The sequence below is a fragment of the Streptomyces zaehneri genome (assembly GCF_032248645.1).
Taxonomy (GTDB): domain Bacteria; phylum Actinomycetota; class Actinomycetes; order Streptomycetales; family Streptomycetaceae; genus Streptomyces; species Streptomyces coriariae.
In genome coordinates this window covers 139706-163448 of record NZ_JASTTJ010000002.1, presented here as the reverse complement: position 1 = coordinate 163448, position 23743 = coordinate 139706, and the positions used below count along the sequence as shown (strand labels likewise).

At 72.2% G+C, this 23743-nt stretch carries 25 protein-coding genes; 13 read left to right on the top strand and 12 right to left on the bottom strand.

Translation table 11 applies throughout. The annotated features are described in order from the left end of the window. Window positions 1-28: 28 nt before the first annotated feature. Both QQM72_RS03635 and QQM72_RS03630 read right to left on the bottom strand, forming a co-directional pair. The gene (locus tag QQM72_RS03635; RefSeq protein ID WP_314219303.1) at window positions 29-964 is read right to left on the bottom strand and encodes a M56 family metallopeptidase; all 936 of its coding nucleotides are present in this window, start codon (window positions 962-964) and stop codon (window positions 29-31) included. Window positions 965-1045: 81 nt separating this feature from the next. Next, complete coding sequence (locus tag QQM72_RS03630; RefSeq protein WP_314219302.1) at window positions 1046-1588, bottom strand: DUF5134 domain-containing protein; 543 nt, start codon at window positions 1586-1588, stop codon at window positions 1046-1048. Window positions 1589-1846: 258 nt separating this feature from the next. Here QQM72_RS03630 and QQM72_RS03625 point away from each other — a divergent pair, with 258 nt between their 5' ends. Together QQM72_RS03625 and QQM72_RS03620 are read left to right on the top strand one after the other, a co-directional pair. Beyond that, entirely contained in the window at window positions 1847-3463 is a 1617-nt protein-coding gene (locus tag QQM72_RS03625) for an FUSC family protein (RefSeq protein WP_314219645.1), read from the top strand. Window positions 3464-3675: 212 nt separating this feature from the next. After that, a complete protein-coding gene (locus tag QQM72_RS03620; RefSeq protein WP_314219301.1) occupies window positions 3676-4233 on the top strand; it encodes a MarR family winged helix-turn-helix transcriptional regulator in 558 nt (185 codons plus the stop codon). Between the two features lie 49 nt (window positions 4234-4282). On the opposite strand, the gene QQM72_RS03615 is transcribed toward QQM72_RS03620, so the two are convergent. Both QQM72_RS03615 and QQM72_RS03610 read right to left on the bottom strand, forming a co-directional pair. After that, on the bottom strand, window positions 4283-5047 hold the full coding sequence (locus QQM72_RS03615; protein WP_314219300.1) for a VOC family protein: 765 nt from the start codon (window positions 5045-5047) through the stop codon (window positions 4283-4285). Window positions 5048-5653: 606 nt separating this feature from the next. Further along, window positions 5654-6046 carry a VOC family protein gene (locus QQM72_RS03610; protein ID WP_314219299.1) on the bottom strand — a complete coding sequence of 131 codons (393 nt, stop codon included), beginning with the start codon at window positions 6044-6046 and terminating at the stop codon, window positions 5654-5656. 74 nt (window positions 6047-6120) lie between these two features. Here QQM72_RS03610 and QQM72_RS03605 point away from each other — a divergent pair, with 74 nt between their 5' ends. Beyond that, complete coding sequence (locus tag QQM72_RS03605) at window positions 6121-6660, top strand: GNAT family N-acetyltransferase (RefSeq protein ID WP_314219298.1); 540 nt, start codon at window positions 6121-6123, stop codon at window positions 6658-6660. Between the two features lie 15 nt (window positions 6661-6675). On the opposite strand, the gene QQM72_RS03600 is transcribed toward QQM72_RS03605, so the two are convergent. Next, entirely contained in the window at window positions 6676-7359 is a 684-nt protein-coding gene (locus QQM72_RS03600) for a glycerophosphodiester phosphodiesterase (RefSeq protein ID WP_314219297.1), read from the bottom strand. A gap of 288 nt (window positions 7360-7647) precedes the next feature. On the opposite strand from QQM72_RS03600, the gene QQM72_RS03595 reads away from it, so the two are divergent. From QQM72_RS03595 to QQM72_RS03580, 4 genes are all read left to right on the top strand, one after another. Continuing rightward, window positions 7648-9045, top strand: coding sequence for a DUF6421 family protein (locus tag QQM72_RS03595; protein ID WP_314219296.1), 1398 nt, complete (start codon window positions 7648-7650; stop codon window positions 9043-9045). 41 nt (window positions 9046-9086) lie between these two features. Beyond that, complete coding sequence (locus QQM72_RS03590) at window positions 9087-9833, top strand: SDR family oxidoreductase (RefSeq protein ID WP_314219644.1); 747 nt, start codon at window positions 9087-9089, stop codon at window positions 9831-9833. Next, window positions 9830-10900, top strand: a complete 1071-nt coding sequence (locus QQM72_RS03585; RefSeq protein WP_314219295.1) for a threonine aldolase family protein — start codon at window positions 9830-9832, stop codon at window positions 10898-10900. The genes QQM72_RS03590 and QQM72_RS03585 overlap by 4 nt, the downstream gene beginning before the upstream one ends. Window positions 10901-10991: 91 nt before the next feature. Next, a complete protein-coding gene (locus QQM72_RS03580; RefSeq protein ID WP_314219294.1) occupies window positions 10992-11585 on the top strand; it encodes a transglutaminase domain-containing protein in 594 nt (197 codons plus the stop codon). Window positions 11586-11882: 297 nt separating this feature from the next. Here QQM72_RS03580 and QQM72_RS03575 read toward each other — a convergent pair whose 3' ends face one another. Both QQM72_RS03575 and QQM72_RS03570 read right to left on the bottom strand, forming a co-directional pair. Then, on the bottom strand, window positions 11883-12611 hold the full coding sequence (locus QQM72_RS03575) for a lysophospholipid acyltransferase family protein (protein ID WP_020125921.1): 729 nt from the start codon (window positions 12609-12611) through the stop codon (window positions 11883-11885). A 189-nt stretch (window positions 12612-12800) separates the two neighbouring features. Beyond that, the gene (locus tag QQM72_RS03570) at window positions 12801-13217 is read right to left on the bottom strand and encodes a DUF4395 domain-containing protein (RefSeq protein WP_314219293.1); all 417 of its coding nucleotides are present in this window, start codon (window positions 13215-13217) and stop codon (window positions 12801-12803) included. A gap of 75 nt (window positions 13218-13292) precedes the next feature. On the opposite strand from QQM72_RS03570, the gene QQM72_RS03565 reads away from it, so the two are divergent. The 4 genes from QQM72_RS03565 to QQM72_RS03550 all read left to right on the top strand — a co-directional run bounded on the left by QQM72_RS03565 (window position 13293) and on the right by QQM72_RS03550 (window position 16444). Next, on the top strand, window positions 13293-13706 hold the full coding sequence (locus QQM72_RS03565) for a thioredoxin family protein (RefSeq protein WP_314219292.1): 414 nt from the start codon (window positions 13293-13295) through the stop codon (window positions 13704-13706). 208 nt (window positions 13707-13914) lie between these two features. Continuing rightward, window positions 13915-14424 (top strand): flavin reductase family protein, encoded by a 510-nt coding sequence (locus tag QQM72_RS03560; protein WP_314219291.1) that lies wholly within the window; start codon window positions 13915-13917, stop codon window positions 14422-14424. A 218-nt stretch (window positions 14425-14642) separates the two neighbouring features. Beyond that, window positions 14643-15431: an electron transfer flavoprotein subunit beta/FixA family protein gene (locus QQM72_RS03555; protein ID WP_314219290.1), complete on the top strand. Its 789-nt coding sequence runs from the start codon at window positions 14643-14645 to the stop codon at window positions 15429-15431. 50 nt (window positions 15432-15481) lie between these two features. Continuing rightward, complete coding sequence (locus tag QQM72_RS03550; RefSeq protein ID WP_020125926.1) at window positions 15482-16444, top strand: electron transfer flavoprotein subunit alpha/FixB family protein; 963 nt, start codon at window positions 15482-15484, stop codon at window positions 16442-16444. Between the two features lie 63 nt (window positions 16445-16507). On the opposite strand, the gene QQM72_RS03545 is transcribed toward QQM72_RS03550, so the two are convergent. Next, window positions 16508-17428 (bottom strand): endonuclease/exonuclease/phosphatase family protein, encoded by a 921-nt coding sequence (locus QQM72_RS03545; protein WP_314219289.1) that lies wholly within the window; start codon window positions 17426-17428, stop codon window positions 16508-16510. 189 nt (window positions 17429-17617) lie between these two features. On the opposite strand from QQM72_RS03545, the gene QQM72_RS03540 reads away from it, so the two are divergent. After that, a complete protein-coding gene (locus QQM72_RS03540; protein WP_314219288.1) occupies window positions 17618-18958 on the top strand; it encodes a DUF6986 family protein in 1341 nt (446 codons plus the stop codon). Between the two features lie 171 nt (window positions 18959-19129). Here the strand turns inward: QQM72_RS03540 and QQM72_RS03535 are convergent, their stop codons facing one another. From QQM72_RS03535 to QQM72_RS03525, 3 genes are all read right to left on the bottom strand, one after another. Continuing rightward, complete coding sequence (locus tag QQM72_RS03535; protein WP_314219287.1) at window positions 19130-19519, bottom strand: VOC family protein; 390 nt, start codon at window positions 19517-19519, stop codon at window positions 19130-19132. Window positions 19520-19605: 86 nt separating this feature from the next. Continuing rightward, a complete protein-coding gene (locus tag QQM72_RS03530; protein WP_314219286.1) occupies window positions 19606-20343 on the bottom strand; it encodes a hypothetical protein in 738 nt (245 codons plus the stop codon). A 6-nt stretch (window positions 20344-20349) separates the two neighbouring features. Beyond that, the gene (locus QQM72_RS03525; RefSeq protein ID WP_314219285.1) at window positions 20350-21387 is read right to left on the bottom strand and encodes a LacI family DNA-binding transcriptional regulator; all 1038 of its coding nucleotides are present in this window, start codon (window positions 21385-21387) and stop codon (window positions 20350-20352) included. A 232-nt stretch (window positions 21388-21619) separates the two neighbouring features. On the opposite strand from QQM72_RS03525, the gene QQM72_RS03520 reads away from it, so the two are divergent. Beyond that, entirely contained in the window at window positions 21620-22591 is a 972-nt protein-coding gene (locus tag QQM72_RS03520; RefSeq protein ID WP_314219284.1) for an ROK family protein, read from the top strand. Window positions 22592-22748: 157 nt separating this feature from the next. On the opposite strand, the gene QQM72_RS03515 is transcribed toward QQM72_RS03520, so the two are convergent. Then, window positions 22749-23696, bottom strand: coding sequence for an ADP-ribosylglycohydrolase family protein (locus tag QQM72_RS03515; RefSeq protein ID WP_314219283.1), 948 nt, complete (start codon window positions 23694-23696; stop codon window positions 22749-22751). Between the last annotated feature and the right edge of the window lie 47 nt (window positions 23697-23743).

Genomic DNA, 23743 nt, shown 5'->3' with positions numbered 1-23743 from the left:
ACCCCAGGGGTTCTTCGGGCCGTGGGGTTCAGCCCAGTGCCCGGAGGGCGGGGACCAGGGTCACCAGCACGGGGATCACCGGTACGAGGGAGGCTCCCGCCGTCAGTCGTAGTCTGCGGGCCGCGGTGAGGCGGTCGGGCGGTGTGAGCAACCGGTGCACGCGCTGAGGGACATGGGCCTGCGGGGCGGGGGCGGGGCCGAACACGCCCCGGTCCTCGTTGAGTTCGACCAGCGCGAGCGCGGTCGTCCGCCGGCCGAAGCGCCGCGAGGCCATGTCGTCCGCCGACAACTCGACCAGCCGGTGTATCTCGTCGCGGAACGCGGCGAACACCGGCACCTGCGGAAAGCCGGTGGCCAGTGCGGTCGAACAGTTGAGCAACCAGTCATGGCGTGCCTGGGCGTGCCCCTGCTCGTGCGCCAGCACGGCATCCAGCTGACGTCCCTTCAGGCGCCGCAACGCCGCTGTGGTGACGACCAGTTGGGGTGCCGCACCCGCCAGCCACCAGGCGTCGGGCCGCTCGCCCTCCAGCACGAGCAGCCGGCCGGACGCGGACTCCTCACCCGGCAACAGCGGTGCAAGCAAACGGAGTTCGGCGTGCCGCGATCGGCGTCCGGCGCGGCTGCGCAGCACCTCCCGTACGAGCATCGCCCCGCTCCACAGTCCGCCGCACGCGAGCGCCACCGCTGTCGCGGCCGCCCAGGGGCCCGTCGTGCCCAGCGCGTACGCCTCCACCACCGAGCGCGGGGCCGGCGCGAAGACATGGCCGCGCACCGCCTGCCAGGCCGCCGCCGCGCTGAGCGTCATCGACAGCGCACAGCACAGCAGGACCGCGGCCACCACGCACTGCCACGCCCACAGCGCGACCACCGGTTCGCGGTCCGGCCAGTCGGCCCGGGCGATCAGCCGGGGGGCGATGACGGCGGTCAGGGCACCGAGCAGCAGCAGTACCGCGGGGACCATCATGGGCTGCAGCCTATGAGCGGCGTCCCGCTCAGGGGTACGGCTTGTCACAGCGAAGTGACCTAGACCACGCCCGAGTTGGGTTCACATCGTCAGCAGCATGGCGAGCATCCCGATCCCCATCGACAGCCGGCACGCCCGCGCCACCTCGGGCCGGTCGCTCCAGGCCAGGGCGGTGCCACCCGTCCCGGCCACCGGCAGCAGCCGCACCCCGGCGAGGAGGACGTACCCGGTGAAGTACAGGAGCAGCACCCCCGTCAGCAGCGGGACGCCGGAGCCGCCGTGTCCGTGCCGGTGCGAGGGCGCGGCGGCCATCACGGCGGCCATGTAGACCATGGCCCCGGCCCCCATCAGGTGGTGAAGGTGGTGGGCGCCGGCGCGGGCCGCCCACAGGGCCCGCAGCGCGGCCGTCCCGAAGACCGCCGCGAAGGCCGGCCAGGCCCACGCGGGCGGGGTGAACGCGGCCGCGGGCACGGCCATCGCGGCCATCCCGAAGCCCATCAGCGCCTCGCCGCCCGCGGCTCTGCGCTGTTCTTCGACCGCGCTGCGCATCCGCAGCAGGCAGTAGGCCCCGGTCGCCGCGCACAGCGCCACCAGCAGCCAGCCGGGCGAAGCCGGTCCGTGCATGCGCACCTCCCCGCTCGACGTTCGCAATCGAGGATTGCGATGCCCACGGCACACCGTGCGCACGCGGGCGCAAGGGTGTACACGGGGAGCATTCGGCGGAGCACTAAATATTTCACGGGTAAAACACATGCTAAATTAGTAGGTATGAGCAGTGCGACCCCGCGGCACCCCCGACCCGAAGCCCGCCCGGAACCGCGCGGCGGGCCGCACGGCCGCCGGCGCGGGCAGCGCCCGGGACGCCGCCTCCCGATCGCCGGAGTGCTGCGCCTCGGCAGGCCCTCGGACATCTGGTTCAAGCCCGCCCTGAGCGTGATCGCCGCCGTCGCTCCGCCGAACCTGATCCTGCTGGCCGTCGGGCGGCTGGACCTGGCGATGTACACGATGGCCGGGTCCCTGTGTGCGCTGTACGCCCACAACCGCCCCTACGCGGCACGGGCCCGAGTCCTGGCCTGGGTGGTGCTGGGCATGACCGCCGGACTGGCGGTCGCCCTGCTCGCGGCCTCGCTGACGAGCGACGCCGTCGCCCTGGTCACCGTCGGCGCCCTGCTCGCGGCCGCGCAGAAGGCCCTCTGCGACGCGACCCGCCTCGGCCCGCCCGCCAACGTCGTCCTCACCTTCATCAGCTCCGCCGCGCTGTTCGCCCCGCAGACCCTCGGGCAGGTCCCCGGCCACCTGGGGCTGGCTCTCGCCGCGGGCGCCTGGGCCTGGCTGATCGGCATGGCGCCCGGCCTGCTGCGGCCGCACGGCCCCGAGCGCCGCGCCACCGCCCACGCTCTGAACGCGGCCGCAGCCCACGCCGCCACGGACGGCCCCGGCGACGGCCACGCCCGGACCCGCGCCGCCGCGGCCGCCGCCGTGCACGCCGCCTGGCAGACCCTGCTGGCGGCCCGCGCCACGGAGAACCGGCGGGCCCTGGAGCGTCTCGTCGTCCGAGCCGAGATCGCCCTCGCCGCCCCCGCCGACACCGACCCGAAGCGGCTGCGCGACTGGGCCCGCGATCTGCGCGGCACCGGCCCGGTACCGCACCCGGGCGACCTGGTGGACGACGACGAACTCCTCGGCGTCGACGCCGAACTCGCCACCGGGCGACCGCCGCTGTGGCTCCGCCTGGGCCCCCTCGCGCCGATCGCCGCACGCACGGCCCTCGGCTGCGCCCTCGCCGGGTACGCCTCGCTCGCCGTCGGAGTCGGCCGTCCCTACTGGGCCCTGGTCACCGCCGCATCCCTCTACCAGGCGAACATCACGCTCACCTGGAGCCGCGGAGTCCAGCGCGTCGTCGGCAACCTGGTCGGAGTGCTCGCCTTCGCCGCGCTCGTCCCGCTCGCCCATCTCACCCAGACCGCCCTCGTCCTGACCTGCCTCGCCCTGAACTTCGGCGCCGAGGCGCTGATCAGCCGCAACTACTGGCTCGGCAGCGTCTGCGTGACCCCGATGGCGCTGCTCATCACGGAGTTCGCGCAGGCCCAGGACTCGGGCCGGCTGATCACCGAGCGGCTGATGGACACCCTCGTCGGCGCCGTGGTCGGCTTCGTCGCCGCGGTCGCCGTCACCAACCGCCGGGCCGGCGACCGCCTCGGGCACGCCCTGACGGCCGCCGAACGGGCCCGCGAACACGCCGCCCGCCTCCTGGCGGAGCCGCGCCCCGCCCCCGGCGGCGACCTGGAGTCCGCCCGCCGTGGCCTCGCCGCCGCGCTGGTCGACCTGCGCGCCACCGCCGACGCGGCGTCCGGCGAGTGGTGGCAGCGCGCACTGCCCGAGGAGCGGGTCGTCGCGGCCGAACAGTCCGGACACCGTACGCTCGCGGCGACGGTACGGCGCCAGGGGCTGCTCCTGGACCGGGACGCGAGCACGGGAGCGGAGGACGTACGGCGATGACGGCGACGCAGGGACGGGCGGCGGCCGGGAACGGGACGGGGACGGAACCGGCGACGGGGGCGAAACCGGTGGCCGGTGGCCCCGGAACCACCGGAGACCGTCCGAGGAGCGGCGACGGGCGGGAGCGTGGCGGCAGGCGGGGGAGCGGCGGCCGGACAGGCAACGGCGACCCGGTACGACCGTCACAGCCGTCACGCCTGTCACAGCCGTCCGTGCCGTCAGAACAGTCAGAGCCGGCACAGCCGTCGGAGCCCGCACAGCCGGTACGGAACGACACCGTCGCCGCTGTCGTGCGGCAGTGGCAGACGGTCAGGCCCGACCTCGACACCGGCCCCATGGAGATCATCGGCCGCGTCAACCGCTGCGCCGCGCTGCTCCAGCAGGCCGAGGACGCCCCGCTGCGCCGGGCCGGCCTGAGCCGAGCGGAGTTCGATCTGCTCGGCGCGCTGCGCCGCACCGGACATGAGCTGACGCCGGGCGAACTGGCCCGGGAGACCTTCTCCTCCGGGGCGGCCGTCACCAAGCGGCTCAAGCAGCTCACCGGGCGTGCACTGGTGGAGCGTCGCGTCGACACCCGGGACCGCCGTGTCGCCCACCTCCGGCTCACGGACGCCGGGCGCGACCTCGTCGACGGCATCATGCCCGAGCAACTCGTCTACGAGAGTGCCGTGCTGTCCGCCCTGGACGACGACCGTCAGGGAGAACTGGCCGATCTGTTGGGCGAGTTGTTGAGCCGGCTCGAGGGACACATGCGGGCCCTGCGGATCTGAGCGCCGCCTCCACGCGGGACCGGGCCGGGTGACCGCGACCCGTCGGCGTTCACCCCTCGTCTCCCGCCCGGTACACGCCGAACACCGCGCCCTGCGGGTCCCGCAGTACGGCGATGCGCGGACCGTCCGGCACCGAGGTCGGTTCCATGAGGGCGGCGCCGCCCGCGCCCACCGCGGTCCGGGTGGACTCGTCCACGTCCGTCACCGCGAAGTACGGCAGCCAGTGCGGGGGCACCTCGGGCGGGAACTTCTCGTCCATCGTCGTCATGCCCCCGAAGTCCGCGCCGCCGACGCCCCACTGGAGGTAGTTCTCCGAGGAGCGGACGGTCCAGCCGAACACCGTGATGTAGAAGGTCTCCGCCCGGTGGCGATCGCGGGTCAGCAGCTCGACCCAGCCGAGCGAGCCGGGCGCGTTGAACAGCCCGGCGCCCGGGAAGGTCCGCGCCTGCCACAACTGGAACGCGGCACCACCGGGATCGAGGGCGACCACGAAACGACCCGCGTCGAAGACGTCCATCGGGCCGACCAGCACCTTGCCTCCGGCCTCCGTGAGCAGCCGGGCGCTGACATCCGCGTCGGTCACCGCGAACGAGACGTTCCAGGCGCACGGCTGTGCCTCCTGGTACAGGGGGCTGAGCGCGGCGACGGCCGCTTCGCCGAGGTGCGCGACCGTGTAGCCGCCCGCCTCCTGGCGCGGATCCGTCTCCGCGCGCCAGCCGAAGAGCTCCGCGTAGAACCGCTTCGCCGCCTCCAGGTCACCGGTCCCCAGCTCGGCCCAGCAGGGCCCGCCGGGCACGGGCGCGTCGAGCTTCATGACGCTCCTTCCGAAAGGGGCCCCCTTCAGCACGCTATGCCTCGGTCCGCGCTATGGCATCCGGTGGCCGCCGAGGCCTCGAAACCGGGTCCGGCCTGGCCCGATGGCCTCGACAACCCGCCGGTGAACCGCCCTGCGCGCCCGGCTGCGGCCGGGCGGGCGGCCCGCCGCCCCACCGGCGACCGATGAGGAGGACCGATCCGGCCGCCGGATCGGCCGGGACCTTCAGGTCCCTGCCCCGCCCCGGAATCCGAGCCCTCGGCCCCGTGCCACCGACCGGACCTCGGACTCACCCCGGCCCTTGGCCGTTCATAGTGATGCCCGTGGCAGCAGGGCCCGACGCCCGTCGGGTACCCGACGGGCCCGGATTCCAGGCCGGGACGTGGGTCGCGGACCAGCCAGCTCCCCGGCCGGGGTATCGGATCGGCTCGGTTTCCCCGGCGAGGGGGCCGGATCGGCTCGGTTTCCCCGGCCGAGGGGGCCGGATCGGCTCGGTTTCCCCGGCCGAGGGGCCGGATCGGCTCGGGTTTCCCCGCCGGGGCGGATCGACTCTTCGATTTCCGGCCGGTACGGATCGACCCGGACTCCCCGCCGTGCCCCATCAACTCAGATTCCCGGCCGGTAGCGGATCGGATGGTCCGCCGGCACCTCCACCAGAACGATCGGCGTGCCGTCCGGATCGGCGATCCACATCTCGAGAAGCCCCCAGGGTTCCCGCACCGGCGGCCGGACGATCTCCACTCCCCGGGCGCGCAGCTCGTCGTGCGCCGCCGTCAGGTCCGGCACCTGCAGCCACAGCCGTACGGCCGGATCCGGCGGTGTCTCCGAGCGGCCCGAGACCTCCAGGAAACCTCCGCCGAGGAAGTAGACGACCCCGCGCTCCGGCCCCGTCCCGAACTCGCGGAAGACCGCCAGGCCCAGCTGCTCCCCGTAGAAGACACGGGAACGCTCGGGGTCGGCCGGCCGGAGCAGGGTCCTACTGCTGAGTACGTGCACCATGCAGCCGGAGCCTACCGGCGCAGGGTCTACGCTCGGCGGTGCCCCAGCCGAGTCAGAGACCGGAGAACGCCCGCATGGACACCGCCGCCACCGAATTCACCTTCCGCGACGCCGTCGACGCCGACGTGGACGCGCTCGTCGCGCTCGTCGAGTCGGCCTACCGCGGCGACGCCAGCCGGGCCGGGTGGACGACCGAGGCCGACATCCTCCAGGGGCAGCGGACCGACCCCGACGGCGTGCGCGCGGTCATCAAGGCGTCGGACAGCCGGCTGCTCACCGTCGAGCAGCAGGGCCGGATCGTCGCCTGCTGCCAGCTGGAACACCGCGGCGACCACGCCTACTTCGGCATGTTCGCCGTCAGTCCCGCGGTCCAGGGCGGCGGCCTCGGCAAGACGGTCATGGCGGAGGCCGAGCGGCAGGCCCGCGAGAACTGGGGCGTCACCGAGATGCACATGACCGTGATCTCCGTACGCGAGGACCTCATAGCCTGGTACGAGCGTCGCGGCTACCGGCGGACCGGCCGCATGACCCCCTTCCCCTACGGCGACGAGCGCTTCGGCATTCCGCAGCGCGACGACCTCCGGTTCGAGCTGCTGGTCAAGGAACTCGACTGACCGTCGGGACCCGGTCTAGGCCGTGAAGCGGCCCGTGCGCCTGATCTCCGGGTAGTCGGTGGTCGCGCCGTCGAGTTCCAGGGCGCGGACGAGCCGCAGCTGGTCCTGGGTGTTGACCACCCAGCCGATGATCCGCAGGTCCCGCTTCCGCGCCTCCTCGACGATCTCCAGGGTGAGCCGGCGCAGGTTGAGACAGACCGTCGCCGCGCCGGCCTCCACGGCGCGGTCGACGATGTCGAGGCCGTAGCGGCTGCCGATGAGCGCGGTGCGCACCCCGGGGACGAGGCGCGCGATCTCGGCGACGGCCTCGTCGTGGAAGGAGGACACCTCCACGCGGTCCACCAGGTCGCGCGCGTGCATCACCTCGGCCAGCGCCCGCGCGGCCTGGACATCCTTGATCTCGGCCTGGAGCGGGAGCCGCACGGCGTCCAGGACCTCCTCGAAGAACGGCACGCGCTCGCCGCGGCCCGCGTCGAGGGTCCGCAGTTCCGCGAGCGTCTGGTCGGCGATGGGCCCGGTCCCGTCGGTCGTCCGGTCCACGTCGGCGTCGTGCATGACCACCAGAGCGCCGTCTTTGCTCAGATGCAGATCGAGTTCGATGACGTCCAGGCCGGCGTGCTCCGCGGCGACGAAGGAACGCAGGGTGTTCTCGGGCTCGACACCCATGACTCCGCGGTGACCGATGGTGAGGAAGTTCAAGACACGACCCGCTTCCGTCGACGGCTTGGTCCGGAGGAGCACGCAGCCTAGTGGCCCTGAGGCCGTCAAGGACATGAGCGTGCACCGAGGGTTCCTCTACCCGTCCAGACCGGAGATCCGACCCGTTGGACAGGCGCTAGCTGAAGTGGTCGCATCTTCGGTGTCAGGCAGGAAAAAGTGCGGTGAAGATGCGGGAGCGCAGGATAATTTCCGGAGGTCCCACTTGCTGGAGGAATCCTCATATGCATACGGTGTCCTGACGTGAGCTTCTCCAGTGAAGGATGGGACATGACGGAAATTCTTGTGCAGGCGGCTACGGGGGAGCGGGTTCCTCCGGCGGACAGGGTGGTTGAGCACCCGGCGTGGCGCGTGCTCAAGGATGCGGTGGAGCAGATCCGGCCCTGGCAGTCGAAGGACGGGTCGATCGACTTCGCGGCTGAGGGCGCGCCGCGCCGCACGGACGCCGAGCAGGCCGTCCAGCGGGTCATCGAGGCCGTGGAGGAGCTGTCCCCGCTGCTCCCGCACGACGCCGACTACCACCGGGCGCTCGCCAAGGACCTGCGGGTCTGGGCCGACGGCGGCTTCGGGGTGCCGGACTTCCTCGACTCGCTGCTGGCCTTCCAGCCGGCCGCGAACCGTCGCGACGGGCTCCAGCACCTGGTCGTCTTCGCGATGTACACCCAGAACGGCAACCCGGACCGCAACCTGGAAGCGGTCGTGCTGCGCATGGTCTGGCCCCAGTGGCTGGCCGAGCTGGAGCGCACCCGCTACGACAACCCGCTGTTCTGCGGCATCACCTTCGAGGACTTCACGGCCGGGTACGACACCAACTCCGCCGTCCTCTTCCCCGAGACCATCGCCGTCCGCGAGGCGCCGGAACGTTTCTCCTGGGGTGGCATCTTCTGCGACCGCGAGGCCGCCCGCTTCCGTCGGGTGACCGACGCGGCCGTCGACGTCCTGGGTCTTTCCCTGCCCGAGGACATCGCCGCCATGGTCCACGACCAGAAGCGCTGCGAGGAGGCCTTCGTCCTGTGGGACATGGTCCACGACCGTACCCACAGCCACGGCGACCTGCCCTTCGACCCCTTCATGATCAAGCAGCGCCAGCCGTTCTGGATGTACGGCCTGGAGGAACTGCGCTGCGACCTCACCGCCTTCAAGGAGGCCGTGAAGCTGGAGGCCGACGGCGTTCCGCAGGCCCGTGACGTGCAGTACGCGGTCCTCTTCGACCGCATGTTCCGCTTCCCGGTCACCGGAGACCGGGTGCGCAACTACGACGGCCTCGGCGGCCAGCTGCTCTTCGCCTACCTGCACAAGCACGACGTCGTCCGCTGGACCGACAACAAGCTGCACATCGACTGGCAGCGCGCCCCGCACGTCACCAACCAGCTGTGCGCCGACATCGAGCAGCTCTACCGCGACGGCATCGACCGCCCCAAACTCGTCCACTGGTTCGCCGCCCACGAGCTGGTCTCCGCCTACCTCGCCCCGCACCCGGGCTCCAAGTGGGCCAAGGGCCCCGACGCCCTGGACCTGACGCAGCCGCCCCGCAAACTCGTGGACGACGTGCTTGCGGACGAGTTTCCGCTGAGCATGTTCTATGAGGCACTGTCCAAGAAGCTGAAGAACGTGATCGCCTCGACCCGGGGCATCACGGCGGACGGCGCCGAGCGGATCGCCGCGTGAGCGACCTGCGTACCGAGAACACTGCTCAGGAGGCGAAGACCATGGGGAACGGGGCTCTCAGCGGTGCGGTGATCGCGGTGGCCGGTGCGGGCGGACCGGCCGGCCGGGCGGCGCTGCTCCGACTCGCCGAGGCCGGCGCGATCGTCGCCGGCGCGGACAACGACCCCGAGCGCCTGGCGGAGGCCGTCGACGCGGCCCGCTACGGGGCCGGGGGCGCCACCGTCACCGGTGAGCCGGTCGACCTGCTCGACCTGGACTCGACCCGGGACTGGGCGCAGCGCGTCGAGAAGGACTTCGGCCGGATCGACGGAGTGGTCCACCTCGTCGGCGGCTGGCGCGGCAGCGAGACGTTCATCAAGACGAGCCTGGACGACTGGGACTTCCTGGAGCTGCTGCTCGTCAAGACCGTGCAGCACACCTCGCTCGCCTTCTTCGAGGGTCTCCAGCGCAGCGACCGCGGCCGGTACGTGCTGATCAGCGCCGCCGGTGCCTCGAACCCCTCCGCGGGCAACGCCGCGTACGCCGCCGCCAAGGCGGCCGCCGAGGCCTGGACCCTGGCGCTCGCCGACGCGTTCCGCAAGGCCGGGGGCGCCGAGGGCCCGACCTCCGCGGCTGCGATCCTGGTGGTGAAGGCGCTGGTGCACGAGGCGATGCGCGCCGACCGCCCCAACGCGAAGTTCGCGGGCTTCACCGACGTCAAGGATCTGGCCGAGGCCATCACCGGAGTCTGGGACAAGCCCGCCCCCGAAGTGAACGGACAGCGTCTGTGGCTCACCGAGAAGCCGTGAACCCTCCGAAGACCGACGCACGGCGCCATCACGACCCGGAGGTCCGCGGTTTCGCCAGCGACAACTACGCCGGGGCCCACCCGGAGGTGATGGCAGCCCTGGCCCTGGCCAACGGCGGCCACCAGGTGGCGTACGGCGAGGACGACTACACCGAGCACTTCCAGGGGATCATCCGCAGCCATTTCGGTGCCACGGCGGAGGCGTTCCCGGTCTTCAACGGCACCGGCGCCAACGTCGTCGCGCTCCAGGCGGTCACCGACCGCTGGGGAGCGGTGATCTGCGCCGAGAGCGCGCACATCAACGTCGACGAGGGGGGCGCGCCCGAGCGCATGGGCGGCCTGAAGCTGCTCACCGTGCCCACCCCGGACGGCAAGCTCACTCCCGAGCTGATCGACAGGCAGGCGTGGGGCTGGGAGGACGAACACCGCGCGATGCCGCAGGTCGTCTCGATCACCCAGAGCACGGAGCTGGGCACGCTCTACACGCCCGAGGAGATCCGCGCGATCTGCGACCACGCTCACGCGCACGGCATGAAGGTGCACCTGGACGGGTCCCGGATAGCCAACGCGGCGGCCTCGCTGAACGTCCCGATGCGGACGTTCACCAACGCCGTCGGCGTCGACCTGCTCTCGCTGGGCGGGACGAAGAACGGCGCGCTGTTCGGCGAGGCGGTCGTCGTCATCGACCAGGACGCCGTCCGCCACATGAAGCACCTGCGCAAGCTGTCCATGCAGCTAGCCTCCAAGATGCGCTTCGTCTCGGTGCAGTTGGAGGCCCTGCTGGCCAAGGACCTGTGGCTGCGCAACGCCCGCCACGCCAACGGGATGGCCCAGCGGCTCGCCGAGGGCGTGCGGGCCGTGCACGGCGTGGAGATCCTGTACCCCGTGCAGGCCAACGGCGTGTTCGCGCGGCTCCCGCACGAGGTGGGCGAGCGGCTTCAGAAGAAGTTCCGGTTCTACTTCTGGGACGAGGCGGCGGGTGTCGTGCGCTGGATGTGCGCGTTCGACACGACCGAGGAGGACGTGGACACCTTCGTCGCCGCGGTCAAGGAAGAGATGGCGCGGTAGCGAGGGAAGCAAGGAACGCTTCTTGCATAGGTATGCGGTCACCTGAAAATTCATTGACTCTCGGGTGATCGCTTTCCTATGCTCTCCCGTCATGGAGCTGATCCAGGAGAACCCTGACCTCTCGGCCTATCTGGCCGCTGACGACGTCATCGACCACCACCACCCGCTGGTGCGGGACACGGCCGCGCGCCTCGCGAAGGACGCGAAGGACTCGTATGGTTATGCGCGCCTCGCCTTCGATTTCGTGCGCGACGCCATTCCCCACTCGCAGGACGCCGACGACCCGCGCGTGACCTGGCGTGCCTCGGACGTACTGGAACAGGGCACGGGCATCTGCCACGCCAAGGCCCATGCCCTGGCCGCCCTGCTGCGGGCCGAGGACATCCCGACCGCGCTGTGCTACCAGCGGTTCGTGCACGACGAGGGTGCCGGACACGCCCTCCACGGGCTCGTCGCCGTGCGCTTCAACGGGGCCTGGCACCGCCAGGACCCACGCGGCAACAAACCGGGCGTGGACGCGCGGTTCTCCCTGGACGGCGAACACCTGGCCTTCCGGCCCGACGCGGCGACGGGCGAGCTGGACTACCCAGGCCTCTACGCCACCCCGCATCCGGGCGTCCTCGGCGCCCTGCGGGCCGCCCCCGACCGGCCGCACCTGTGGAAGAGCCTCCCCACCGCGCTGTGACCACCCCCGCCGCGGACCACGGGCGTCGTGGTCGCCGACCTCCCCGGCATGGGTGACGGTGGAGAGGCCCGAGGGGCCGGTGCGGACGGGAACGCCGTCCACCTCGAGGCCGGTGCGGCCCCGTCGCTCCACCTGTGCGGCGGCGAAGGCCGGCAGCGCCCGCTTCTTCGCCTGGTCGACGCCCGGTAGGTCGTCGGAGGCGTCGAGTCCGAAGTGGGCGGCCTCGCCGGAGCGGGGTCGTGCGGACGGGCCCGGCCGGGCGCGTGCCGGACGGGGCCCGTAGCCGTGCGAACCGCGTCAGCGGGCCTCGGCCGCGCGTACCTGCTCCGGCGTCGGAGCCGTGCCGCCCAGGTGGGCCGGCATCCACCAGGTGTCGTTCGCGTCCTTGGGGCGCACGGGGTAGGCGCGCTGAGCGGCCTCCAGGAGCTCCTGGACGCGCTCGCGCAGCTGCCGGGTGATGGCCCCCGCGTACTTGTCGCGGGAGGCCTCGATGGCCTCGCCGACCCGGATGGTGACCGGGGTGTGGCTGCGCTTGAAGTTGCGCGGGTGGCCCTTGGTCCACAGCCGCTGCGTACCCCACAGGGCCACCGGGATCAGCGGGACGCCCGCCTCCTGGGCCATCCGGGCCGCGCCCGACTTGAAGCTCTTGAGCGTGAACGACTGCGAGATGGTGGCCTCGGGGAAGACCCCGACGATCTCGCCGGAGCGCAGCGACTCGAGGGCGTGGGCGTAGGCCGTCTCGCCCTGGTTGCGGTCCACCGGGATGTGCTTCATCCCGCGCATCAGCGGGCCGGAGATCTTGTGGCGGAAGACGGATTCCTTCGCCATGAAACGAACGAGACGTTTCTGCGGGAGCGCGGCCAGACCGTCGAAGATGAAGTCGAGATAGCTGATGTGATTGCTCACCAGCACGGCTCCACCCGAGCGCGGGATGTTCTCCGAACCCTTGCAGTCGATCTTGAGGTCCCAGGCCTTGAACAACGTCTGGGCGAGGCCGACGACGGGGCGGTAGACAATCTCTGCCATGGGCGGGGCGGACCCTTCCTTCTCTTTGCCGGGGAGGGGCTCCCGGCGGCAAAGTTACGCAGCCGTAGGTTTACGGCATCTCGCAGATCGTGCCCGAAGAACGGCCGGGGAGCCAGCCCTGGTGCCCGGGAACGGCGAGATCCTCGTCACTTCAACCCCCTTGATCGACCTCGGGCTTTTAAGCCGCCTTTACTCCGCGCGTACCGCGACCCGCCGTACGAGCAGGTACATCTCGCATCCGAGGCAGTACCCGAAAGCAGCATTGAGGAAGGCGGCCGCGAGCGCCGCCCCGGTCGCCGCGAGGCCCAGCCAGTCGGGACCCAGGGTGAGCCCGACGAGTCCGACCCCCGCGAACAGCAGACCGACCGCCTGCGCGAACCGCGGCGGCTCCGGCGCCTCGAACTCGCTCGGCGGCCCGATCCGCGGCCGCACGGCCCTGCGGAACACCCAGCCGTACGGTGAGCGACCCACCCCGCCCGCCGCGCCGAGCGCGAACGCCAGCGTCTGCCACCCCAGCAGCCAGGCGTTGCCGCTGATCAGCACGACCGCGAGTACTACGGTCGTCACGGCGGCCCCGAAGCGCGGGCCCCTCGCATCGATGTCCATGAATCAAGCATTCCGCAACGGAAACGATTCCTGGGGTCGGGAATCTTTGCAGTCTCGTGAACGCTGGAGGACCTGATGGCCGGACTGCTGGTGTGCGTGGCGGTGCTCGCGGCGGCGAGCGCCTACGGAGTGCTGCACAAGCGGCGGAGCGGGAGGGTGCGGGTGCGCGGGCGCGACGACGGCAAGCGGCTCGGAGCGGACCGGCTGGGCGGCGAACTCGGCGAACGGGCCACGCTCGTGCAGTTCTCCAGCGCCTTCTGCGCGCCCTGCCGGGCCACTCGCCGGGTCCTCGGCGAGGTGGCCGGCGTGGTCCCCGGAGTCACCCACATAGAGATCGACGCCGAGGCGCACCTGGACCTCGTCCGCGAGCTCGACATCCTCAAGACCCCGACCGTCCTGGTGCTCGACGCCGACGGCCACATCGTCCGACGGGCCACCGGTCAGCCCCGCAAGGCGGACGTCATCGCGGCCCTGGGGGAGGCGGTGTGAGCCACCCGCGGGGGACGGTGAGGCATCTCCCAGATACCGGAACGTACTTGACTGTGCGCGCCACCTATCGTCAGCCTGACCGTATGCCTAAGGAACTCCTTCTCCACGGCCGGGTCCACGTGGACCTGGTCCGTACCGCGAGCGCGCGCTGTCCGGCCCGTTGAGCACCCACGGCCCGGCTCGCCACTTCCCGCAGAAGGACAACCCCATGACGGCCATACCCGGCCTCGGTTCCCCCCGCCTGGCCTCTCCCGACCTCCTGCGCTCCGTCTTCCGCCGGCACGCCGCGGGGGTCGCCGTGATCACCGCCTCCGGTGAGAGCGGCCCGGTCGGCTTCACCGCCACCTCGCTCAGTTCCGTCTCCGCCGAGCCGCCGATGCTCTCCTTCGGCATCGGCACCCATGCCTCCAGCTGGCCCGTGCTGTCCCGGGCCACGCACGTGGGCGTCCATGTACTCGGCGAGCACCAGCAGGGGCTGGCCGCCACCTTCGCCAGGAGCGGCGCCGACCGCTTCGGCGCGCCGACCGCCTGGCGCGACGGTCCGCAGGGTGTTCCGGTGCTGGACGACGTGCTGGCGTGGCTGGTGTGCCGGGTCGTCGCGCGGGTCCCGGCGGGCGATCACCGCATCGTGCTGGCCGAGGTGGTCCTGGGCGACCCGGAGGGCGCGGGCCGCCCGTTGCTCTACCACCAGGGGCGGTTCACCACCCTGCGGGATTGATCACTGCCCGGCTCTCCTGCGAACTCGTCGAGTTCCGATTACGCTGCGTTGCAAAGGTCACAGTTCAAAGCGCTTGCTTAGCGGGCATGAACTGGGTGTACTGACGAGTAATATTTCGGTCGGAGCGCGGGCCGCCCCGACCGGGATCGGCCGCTTGTGGCGCCTATGCTGCCTGGAAGAAGGCAGCCGAGAACTGACGATGCAGTAGGAGAGCCGGCGTGAGCTTGAGGATCGTTGTCACTGTGAAGTACGTGCCCGACGCCACTGGCGACCGGCACTTCGCCGATGACCTGACCGTCGACCGGGACGACGTGGACGGTCTGCTCTCCGAGCTCGACGAGTACGCGGTCGAGCAGGCGCTGCAGATCTCCGAGAACTCCGACGACGACGTGGAGATCACCGTCCTGACGGTGGGCCCCGAGGACTCCAAGGACGCGCTCCGCAAGGCCCTCTCCATGGGCGCCGACAAGGCGATCCACGTCGAGGACGACGACCTGCACGGCACCGACGCCATCGGCACCTCCCTGGTGCTGGCCAAGGCGATCGAGAAGGCCGGCTACGACCTGGTCATCTCCGGCCTGGCCTCCACCGACGGCACCATGGGCGTCGTCCCGGCCCTGCTGGCCGAGCGTCTGGGCGTCCCGCAGGTCACCCTGCTCTCCGAGGTCTCCGTCGAGGACGGCACCGTCAAGGGCCGCCGCGACGGCGACGCCGCCTCCGAGCAGCTCGAGGCCTCCCTGCCGGCCGTCGTGTCGGTCACCGACCAGTCGGGCGAGGCGCGTTACCCGTCGTTCAAGGGGATCATGGCGGCCAAGAAGAAGCCGGTCGAGGCCTGGGACCTGTCGGACCTGGACCTGGAGGCCGAAGAGGTCGGCCTCGAGGGTGCCTGGACCGCGGTCGACAGCGCGACCGAGCGTCCGGCCCGCACCGCGGGCACGATCGTCAAGGACGAGGGCGAGGGCGGCAAGCAGCTCGCCGAGTTCCTCGCGGGCCAGAAGTTCATCTAAAGGCCCTTCGCCGACCGCCCCTCAACTTCGTTTCGCAGGAGAGCAATCCCATGGCTGAAGTCCTCGTCTTCGTCGACCACGTGGACGGTGCCGTCCGCAAGCCCACCCTGGAGCTGCTGACGCTGGCCCGCCGCATCGGCGAGCCGGTCGCCGTCGCCCTCGGCGCGGGCGCCGAGAACACCGCCGCCGCGCTCGCCGAGCACGGCGCCGTGAAGGTGCTGACCCACGACGCCTCCGAGTACGCCGACTACCTCGTCGTACCGAAGGTCGACGCGCTCCAGGCCGCGGTCGAGTCGGTCTCCCCGGCCGCCGTCCTCGTCCCGTCCTCCGCCGAGGGCAAGGAGATCGCCGCCCGTCTGGCGCTGCGCATCGGCTCCGGCATCATCACCGACGCGACCGACCTCGAGGCCGGCGACGAGGGCCCGGTGGCCACCCAGTCGGTGTTCGCCGCGTCCTTCACCACCAAGTCCCGTGTCTCCAAGGGCACCCCGGTCATCACCGTGAAGCCGAACTCGGCCGCCGTCGAGGCCGCCCCGGCCGCCGGCGCCGTCGAGGCCCTCGCAGTGACCTTCTCCGCCCAGGCCACCGGCACCAAGGTGACCGGCCGCACGCCGCGTGAGTCGACCGGGCGCCCGGAGCTGACCGAGGCCGCGATCGTGGTCTCCGGCGGCCGCGGCGTCAACGGCGCCGAGAACTTCGCCCTCATCGAGTCCCTCGCCGACTCCCTCGGCGCGGCCGTCGGCGCCTCCCGCGCCGCGGTGGACGCCGGCTGGTACCCGCACACCAACCAGGTCGGCCAGACCGGCAAGTCCGTCTCGCCGCAGCTCTACATCGCCAACGGCATCTCCGGCGCCATCCAGCACCGCGCCGGCATGCAGACCTCGAAGACCATCGTGGCCGTCAACAAGGACGCCGAGGCCCCGATCTTCGACCTGGTCGACTACGGCGTCGTCGGCGACCTGTTCGACGTCGTCCCGCAGCTCACCGAGGAGATCAACACCCGCAAGGGCTGATCACCCGGCAGTCGCAGGACTGTCCGAGGCCCCCGTGACCGCACAGGTCACGGGGGCCTCGGCTCATTCCAGGGTCATCGAGGCCCGCACCGGCAGGTGATCGCTCGGGTACTGGCCGTCCAGGTGGAAGGTGTCGGTCCACTCGCGGTGGACGGTGACGCCCGGCGTCGCCAGGATCCAGTCGATGCGGTCCCCGTTCGGCGTGAGGGGCTTGTACCCGTGGTAGGTCGCATAGGCCCCGCCACGCGCGCGTGCCGTGTCCCAGGTGTCCACCAGCCCGGCGGCCAGCAGCCGGTCATAGACCGGATTGACGTGGGCGACGGCGTTGAAGTCGCCGGTCAGCAGCAGCGGCAGGGAGCGGTCCAGGCGGGCGATCCGTGCGGCGATCAGGTCGGCGGAGCGCACGCGCGCGTACTGGCTGGCGTTGTCGAGATGGGTGTTGAGGACGTAGAACTCCTGCCGCCCGCGCAGATCACGGAAGCGGACCCAGGTGACCATGCGGGGGTAGTCCGCCCCCCAGGTGTTGGAGCCCAGTACCTCGGGTGTGTCGGAGAGCCAGAAGTGCGCGTGCTCGACCGGGGCGAGCCGACGGGTGTCGTAGAAGACGGCCACCGCCTCCGGGTCCTCCACGCTGCGGCCCTTGCCGATCCAGTCGTAGTGCGGACCGAAGTCGGCCTCGATGTCGCGCAACTGGGCCGGCAGGCCCTCCTGGGTGCCGATGACGTGCGGAGCCGCCCGGCGCAGCAGTGCGCGCATCACCGGACGGCGGACCGCCCAGGTGTGGGCGTCCTTGGCACCCGGGTAGCGCAGATTGAAGGTCATGATCTCCAGCGGCGGCACGGGCGCGGGCTGAAGCGCCCCGCGAGCCGGGCTCTCGTGCCGGGTGGCGGACGACCCCGCCGTGCCCAGTACGGGCACGGTCGCCAGGACGGCCAGGGCCGTGCGCAGCCCCGCCCGTCGGGTCTGCCCCGTGGTGCCGGTCATATGTTCCCTCCCTTGTGAGACAGGATGAAGGTGAGGACGGTCGTGCGGAAGAGGGAGGCGGGGGACGTGGTGTGCCGGTGAGCGCGGGGCCCGCGCCGTGGACAGGGTGTTGACCTGCCGGAAGCCGCACGGATAACTTCGCTCAACGGATTGTTGATTCCGTACAGCGGAAAAACTGGAGGGTGTGGAATGGGCCAGGGCCAGCAGGAGACGGTCACGACGAGCCTCGCCGGCGCCGTCAGCGAGGAGATCAGCGCCTCCCTCGCCCCGGTCGACGCCGAACTCGACCGCTGCTACCCCGGCGACCCCGGCACCCGGCAGCCCGTCCACACCGTCTACGTCCCCGGCGACGCCTTCGACGCCGACACCGTCCGCTCCTGGGGCGACCGGGCCCTCGCCGCCCTCGACGAGCACGCCCCCGACGCGGCGTCCTTCGCCGCCTGCCTCGGCCTCTCCCAGGACCTCGCCGAGCCCGTGTACGCGCGCGTGCGGTCCAAACTGGAACGCGAGCCCGTCGAGGACCTGCGCGTCGACTTCGAGGACGGCTACGGCCCCCGCCCGGACGCCGAGGAGGACGCCGCGGCCGCCCGCGCGGCACGGCTGATCGCGGAGGCGAGCGCGAAGGGCACCGCGGCCCCTTACATGGGCATCCGCATGAAGTGCATGGAGGCCGCGGTGCGCGACCGGGGCATCCGCACCCTCGACATCTTCCTCACCGGCCTGATGGAGAACGGCGGCCTTCCCGACGGCCTGGTCCTGACCCTGCCGAAGGTGACCTACCCGGAGCAGGTCACCGCGATGGTCCGGCTCCTGGAGGCCTTCGAGCGGGCACGGGGCCTCGACGCCGGACGGCTCGGCTTCGAGATCCAGATCGAGACCAGCCAGTCCATCCTCGCCACCGACGGCACCGCGACGGTCGCCCGGATGATCCAGGCGGCCCGGGGCCGCGCCACCGGCCTCCACTACGGCACGTTCGACTACAGCGCCTGTCTCGGCGTCTCCGCGGCCTACCAGGCCAGCGACCACCCCGCCGCCGACCACGCCAAGGCGATCATGCAGGTGGCGGCGGCCGGCACCGGGGTACGCGTCTCGGACGGCTCCACGAACGTGCTGCCGGTCGGTCCGACCGAACAGGTGCACGCCGCCTGGCGGCTGCACTACGGCCTCACCCGCCGCGCCCTGTCCCGCGCCTACTACCAGGGCTGGGACATGCACCCCGGCCACATCCCCACCCGCTACGCGGCCGTCTTCGCCTTCTACCGGGAGGGCTTCGCGCAGGCCGCCGAGCGGCTCGTGCGGTACGCCGACCGGGCCGGCGGCGATGTGATGGACGAGCCCGCGACCGCCAAGGCCCTCAGCGGCTACCTGCTGCGCGGCCTGGACTGCGGCGCCCTCGACCTCGCCGAGGTGAGCGGCGCGACCGGGCTCGGCCGGGCGGCCCTGGAGAGCTTCGCGACGCCGCGCCGAGGTGATCTGACGGTCGCCGGGCAGGAGGAGCGGCGGCCGGCGAGCGGCGGCTGCGGGGCCTGACCGTCCGGCGGCCCGGACCTCGGCGTCCCCGCCCCTGCGGCACCACCCGCGATGCCCGCTCCGCTCCCGAGGAGGCGCCGGCCGGAGGAGCAGGGCCTCCCCGGGAGCGGACCGGAGCCGCCCGGCGGATACCGCGCACCCCCTGCCCCACCGGCCTGTGTTCAGCGCTGACTACTGCTGCGGGAGCTGGTACGGACGCGTGATGATCTCCATGCCGTGCCCGGCGGGATCCATGAAGTACACACCCCGGCCGCCGTGGTGATGGTTGATCTCACCCGGCTGCTTGCCGTGCGGATCGGCGAAGTACGTGATCCCCGCCCGCTCGATCCGCTCGAAGGCCGCGTCGAACTCCTCGTCCGAGACGAGGAACGCGTAGTGCTGCATGACGATCGACTCCACCGGGACGGCGGCGAAGTCCAGGGTGACGCCGTTGCTGGTGTTCACCGGGACGAACGGGCCCCACTCGGGACCGACTTCGAGTCCGAGGATGTGGGCGAGGAACTCGGCTGACTCCCGGTTGTCACGGGAGTGGACGATGGTGTGGTTCAACTCGACTGACATGTGTGGAATGCCTCCGTAAGGCAAACTCACGGGCACCTCCATGCCTCACCCGGCCGGTGACCGACACGCGATGCCGTTCGAACATTCTATCGGACGTGCAGGTGTTCCAGGCCGGACGCGGTCACCAGCTCCTCTTCCGCGAACAGCCGGGTACCCTGCTCGCACCGCCATGCGTCGGCCCTGGCGCGGGCACAGAACTCCTCCGGGGTCGCCCCGAACAGCTCCCGCAACGCCTTGGATTGCGCGAGGAGTTCGATGATCAGGGCGCGCTGCCCGGGATGGCTGCGCGGGATGCCGTCGCCGTTGTGCAGCACACCATGGTGGTTCACGTACGCGAACGAGTCGAGGAGTGCCTCGCCGTTCTCCAGCTCGACCCGGAAACCCGGCGCGGGCAGCAGGACCCGGTCGTAGTTCGGCTCCGTCGCGTCGATCAGGGCGAGTTGCTCCGGGTCCAGCCAGATGACGAACAACTCCCGGCTCACGGCGGGGGCGTCGACGGGGGACGCGGACACATAGCCCACGCGGCTGATATGCGCCGAGACGCCGACATCGAGGCCGGTCACCCGGGCCTTCACCATGGGGATGGGTGAGGTGACTTCGAACTCGGCCATCTTGTGCCGCAGTTGGGCGGGACTGGCGTTGGAACCGACGGCCACGACCGGAGTGCGGCCGGGATGCGTCAGCCGGTCCAGCGGCAGCAGCTCGTCCCCGTGGAGCAGCCCGGACGTGGCCGGCCAGGCGCCGGGATAGGACAGCGGGTGGTCGCGCGGCGCGTCGGCCAGGCCCAGCGCGCGAAGTGTGCGGCGCTCGTCGCGGGCGTCCATGGCGTCTCAGTCGGCCGGCGGCAGCTCGCCCGAGCCGCGCAGGACGAGCCGGGTCGGCAGTTCGATGCGCTCGGGGGTGATCAGAGTGCCGTCCAGCTGCCCGAACAGGCGCTCTGCGGCGGTACGGCCCAAAGTGGCCGCGTCCTGGGCGACCACCGTGACACCCGGCTGGAGCAGGTCGGCGAGCTCCAGGTCGTCGAAGGCCACCAGGGCTACCCGCCGGGCCTGCTCGGCGAGCACCCGGATCACGGTGACCGTCACCCGGTTGTTGCCCGAGAAGATCGCCGTGACCGGCGCGGGCCCGGACAGCATCTCCTCGGCGGCGCGGCGCACCCGCAGGGGGTCGGTGGCGCCCAGCGACATCCAGGCGTCCTCGACCGGTATGCCGGCGTCCTCCATCGCCGTCCGGTAGCCGCGCAGGCGCTCGGCGGCGGTGTGGATGCGGGGCATGTCGCCGATGAAGCCGATCCGGCGGTGCCCGTGCGCCACCAGATGGGTCACGCCCTCGTGGGCGCCGCCGAAGTTGTCCGACAGGACGCAGTCGGCGTCGATCTGCCCGGCCGGCCGGTCCACGAACACCGTGGCGACGCCCGCCTTGATCTCGGGCTCCAGGTACCGGTGGTCGTCGCCGGCCGGGATCACCACCAGCCCGTCCACCCGGCGCGCGCACAGGGCCAGCGCCAGCTCCTGCTCCCGGTCCGGGTCCTCGGCGCTGGAGCCGTTGATGAGCAGGGCGCCGTGGGCGCGGGCGACTTCCTCCACCGCGCGGCTGAGCGGCCCGTAGAACGGGTCGGCGAGGTCCTCCAGGACCAGGCCGATGCTGGCCGTGCTGCCCTTGCGCAGCACCCGGGCGCTGTCGTTGCGGCGGAAGCCGAGCGCGTCGATGGCCTCCTGGACACGGCGTTCCGTCTCGGGCGTGACGCCCGGCTCGCCGTTCACCACGCGTGAGACCGTCTTGAGGCCGACTCCGGCGCGAGCGGCGACGTCCTTCATGGTGGGACGGTTGCCGTAGCGGCTCTCGGGCCGGCGCTGCGTCTCGGGCACGATGCTGTGTCCTGTCCTGTCGTCCACGGGAGGTCGGCCATGCACCTCGTCCACAAGATGTTGCGCACGGGGATGCGTGGGTCCCAGGGTGTGTATGAGGATGTGGCGTCGAGCATAGAGCCTGGACAACGTTGTCAGATGCGGGAGAGACTGTCCACCGCATCTCCGGCCCGCGGCCCCCAATCGCTGGACCGGCCAGCCCTTCCATGGTGGACCGGGAGAAACCAGACTGATGTACACCGACCTCGTGGCCGCGCTCGACATCGGCGGCACCAAGATCGCCGGAGCGTTGGTGGACGGCGACGGCACGATCCTGGCCCGCGCTCAGCGCCCCACGCCCGCCCAGGAGGACGGCGACACCGTGATGCGGGCCGTCGAGGAGACGCTGGCGGAGCTGACCGCCGCGCCGCTGTGGGGGCGTGTCCGAGCCGTCGGCATCGGCAGCGCGGGTCCGGTGGACGCCTCGGCGGGCACGGTCAGCCCGGTGAACGTGCCCGGCTGGCGCGACTTTCCGCTGGTCGACCGGGTCCGGGCGGTGACGGGGGATCATCCGGTCGAACTCATCGGCGACGGCGTGGCGATCACGGCGGCCGAACACTGGCAGGGCGCCGCCCGCGGGCACGACAACGCGCTGTGCATGGTGGTCTCCACCGGCGTCGGCGGCGGCCTGGTGCTGGGCGGCCGACTGCACCCCGGCCCCACCGGCAACGCCGGGCACATCGGCCACATCAGCGTCGAACTCGACGGGGATCCGTGCCCGTGCGGCGGGCGCGGCTGTGTCGAACGCATCGCCAGCGGTCCCCACATCGCCCGTCGGGCCCTGGAGAACGGCTGGCTGCCCGGCCCCGACGGCGACACCTCCGCGGCCGCGGTGGCCGCCGCCGCCCGTGCGGGCGACCCGGTCGCCCTGGCGTCCTTCGAACGGGCCGCGCAGGCCCTGGCCGCCGGTATCGCGGCCACCGCGACCCTCGTCGAGATCGACATCGCGGTGATCGGCGGGGGCGTGGGCAAGGCGGGCGAGGTGCTGTTCGCCCCGCTGCACCGGGCGCTCCGCGACTACGCCACCCTCTCCTTCGTCCAGCGTCTGACCGTGGCGCCGGCGCAGATGGGCACGGACGCGGGTCTGGTGGGAGCGGCCGCGGCAGCGCTGTCGGCGAGCACGGGGGCCGGGGCGGGGGCGGGCGCCACGGCGGCGGGGGTCTGACGCCGACGGGCGGCCCCTGAAGGAACGTCTCCGGCGTCGAAGCGAGGCGTGGGGCGGTGGCGGGCCGGGTTGCCCGTGCTCGTGCGCGCGCCGGGTGACCGGAGGCGGCGCCGGCACGGGCGGAGGCCCGACCGTCACACGGCCGGCCGTGCGGCGGTCACCCGACGACGGGCCGCACGGCCGTCCCGGCCGCCGTGACGGCGTCCCAGCCGCTCCAGGCGGGGATGGCCTCGCAGGACCGCCGCCAGGCGGCGGGGACGCCGTCCGTGCCGGTCCGGGACGCGACCACGCCTCCCACGATGGCGCAGGTCGTGTCGCGGTCGCCCCACCCGCCGACGGTCTGCCACAGAGCCTCGGGCAGGTCGTCCGGGTGCCCCGCGGCGGACCAGAGGGCGAACGGCACCGTGTCCGGAGCCGAGATCAGCGTCCCCGAGCCCAGCACGGACGCCGCGTGGCGCACCGAGGCGCGCTCGGGGAGGCCCGCGGCCACCAGCAGCCCGGAGCGGACGTCGCTGTCCGGCAGGTGCGAGGCGACCTCCCGCAGGAACGCCTCGCGCGCGGGCGCGTCCCGGCCCGCGCCGGCGGCCGCCAGCGCGGCGGCGACCGCCACGGCCACCGCGCCCGCGACCGCCTCGGGGTGGGCATGAGTGGCCAGCGCCGACAGCCGGGCCTGCTCGCGGGCCGCGGCGAGGTCGTCCCGGAACCAGGCCCCCAGCGGGGCGACCCGCATCGCGGCGCCGTTGCCGTACGAACCCTGTCCGCCGAACTGTCCCGTCGTCACCGCCCGCCAGTCCTCGCCCTCGCCGACGCGCCGCAGCACGCTGTGCATGGACGGGCCGTACTTGCGGGCCGGGTCGCGGCGGTACTCGGCGGCGAACTGCCGCGCCAGGTCGCCCGGACGGACCTCCCCGTGCTCCGTCAGATGGGCGAACAGGACGAACGCCATCGCCGAGTCGTCCGTCCACGGCCAGGGCGCGGGCCGCGGCGACCGTGCCGCCCACTGCTCCTCGGCGGGCTCGTCGGAGCGGGTGAACCAGCTGTCGCCGAAGGCGTCGCCCGTCACCAGACCGTCCAGGCAGGCATGGGCGTGCTGCGGGCCGATCATGGCGAAGCTCCTTCGAACCGTCGGTGACGACGGCATTCTCGCCGCAG

Coding starts and splice junctions, on each gene's coding strand:
- QQM72_RS03575 (WP_020125921.1), bottom strand. CDS start 12,611: ATGGCAGAGATTGTCTACCGCCCCGTCGTCGGCCTCGCCCAGACGTTG.
- QQM72_RS03605 (WP_314219298.1), top strand. CDS start 6,121: ATGGACACCGCCGCCACCGAATTCACCTTCCGCGACGCCGTCGACGCC.
- QQM72_RS03540 (WP_314219288.1), top strand. CDS start 17,618: ATGGGCCAGGGCCAGCAGGAGACGGTCACGACGAGCCTCGCCGGCGCC.
- QQM72_RS03615 (WP_314219300.1), bottom strand. CDS start 5,047: ATGAAGCTCGACGCGCCCGTGCCCGGCGGGCCCTGCTGGGCCGAGCTG.
- QQM72_RS03515 (WP_314219283.1), bottom strand. CDS start 23,696: ATGATCGGCCCGCAGCACGCCCATGCCTGCCTGGACGGTCTGGTGACG.
- QQM72_RS03550 (WP_020125926.1), top strand. CDS start 15,482: ATGGCTGAAGTCCTCGTCTTCGTCGACCACGTGGACGGTGCCGTCCGC.
- QQM72_RS03590 (WP_314219644.1), top strand. CDS start 9,087: ATGGGGAACGGGGCTCTCAGCGGTGCGGTGATCGCGGTGGCCGGTGCG.
- QQM72_RS03560 (WP_314219291.1), top strand. CDS start 13,915: ATGACGGCCATACCCGGCCTCGGTTCCCCCCGCCTGGCCTCTCCCGAC.
- QQM72_RS03565 (WP_314219292.1), top strand. CDS start 13,293: ATGGCCGGACTGCTGGTGTGCGTGGCGGTGCTCGCGGCGGCGAGCGCC.
- QQM72_RS03545 (WP_314219289.1), bottom strand. CDS start 17,428: ATGACCGGCACCACGGGGCAGACCCGACGGGCGGGGCTGCGCACGGCC.
- QQM72_RS03520 (WP_314219284.1), top strand. CDS start 21,620: ATGTACACCGACCTCGTGGCCGCGCTCGACATCGGCGGCACCAAGATC.
- QQM72_RS03535 (WP_314219287.1), bottom strand. CDS start 19,519: ATGTCAGTCGAGTTGAACCACACCATCGTCCACTCCCGTGACAACCGG.
- QQM72_RS03580 (WP_314219294.1), top strand. CDS start 10,992: ATGGAGCTGATCCAGGAGAACCCTGACCTCTCGGCCTATCTGGCCGCT.
- QQM72_RS03610 (WP_314219299.1), bottom strand. CDS start 6,046: ATGGTGCACGTACTCAGCAGTAGGACCCTGCTCCGGCCGGCCGACCCC.
- QQM72_RS03570 (WP_314219293.1), bottom strand. CDS start 13,217: ATGGACATCGATGCGAGGGGCCCGCGCTTCGGGGCCGCCGTGACGACC.
- QQM72_RS03635 (WP_314219303.1), bottom strand. CDS start 964: ATGATGGTCCCCGCGGTACTGCTGCTGCTCGGTGCCCTGACCGCCGTC.
- QQM72_RS03595 (WP_314219296.1), top strand. CDS start 7,648: ATGACGGAAATTCTTGTGCAGGCGGCTACGGGGGAGCGGGTTCCTCCG.
- QQM72_RS03530 (WP_314219286.1), bottom strand. CDS start 20,343: ATGGACGCCCGCGACGAGCGCCGCACACTTCGCGCGCTGGGCCTGGCC.
- QQM72_RS03630 (WP_314219302.1), bottom strand. CDS start 1,588: ATGCACGGACCGGCTTCGCCCGGCTGGCTGCTGGTGGCGCTGTGCGCG.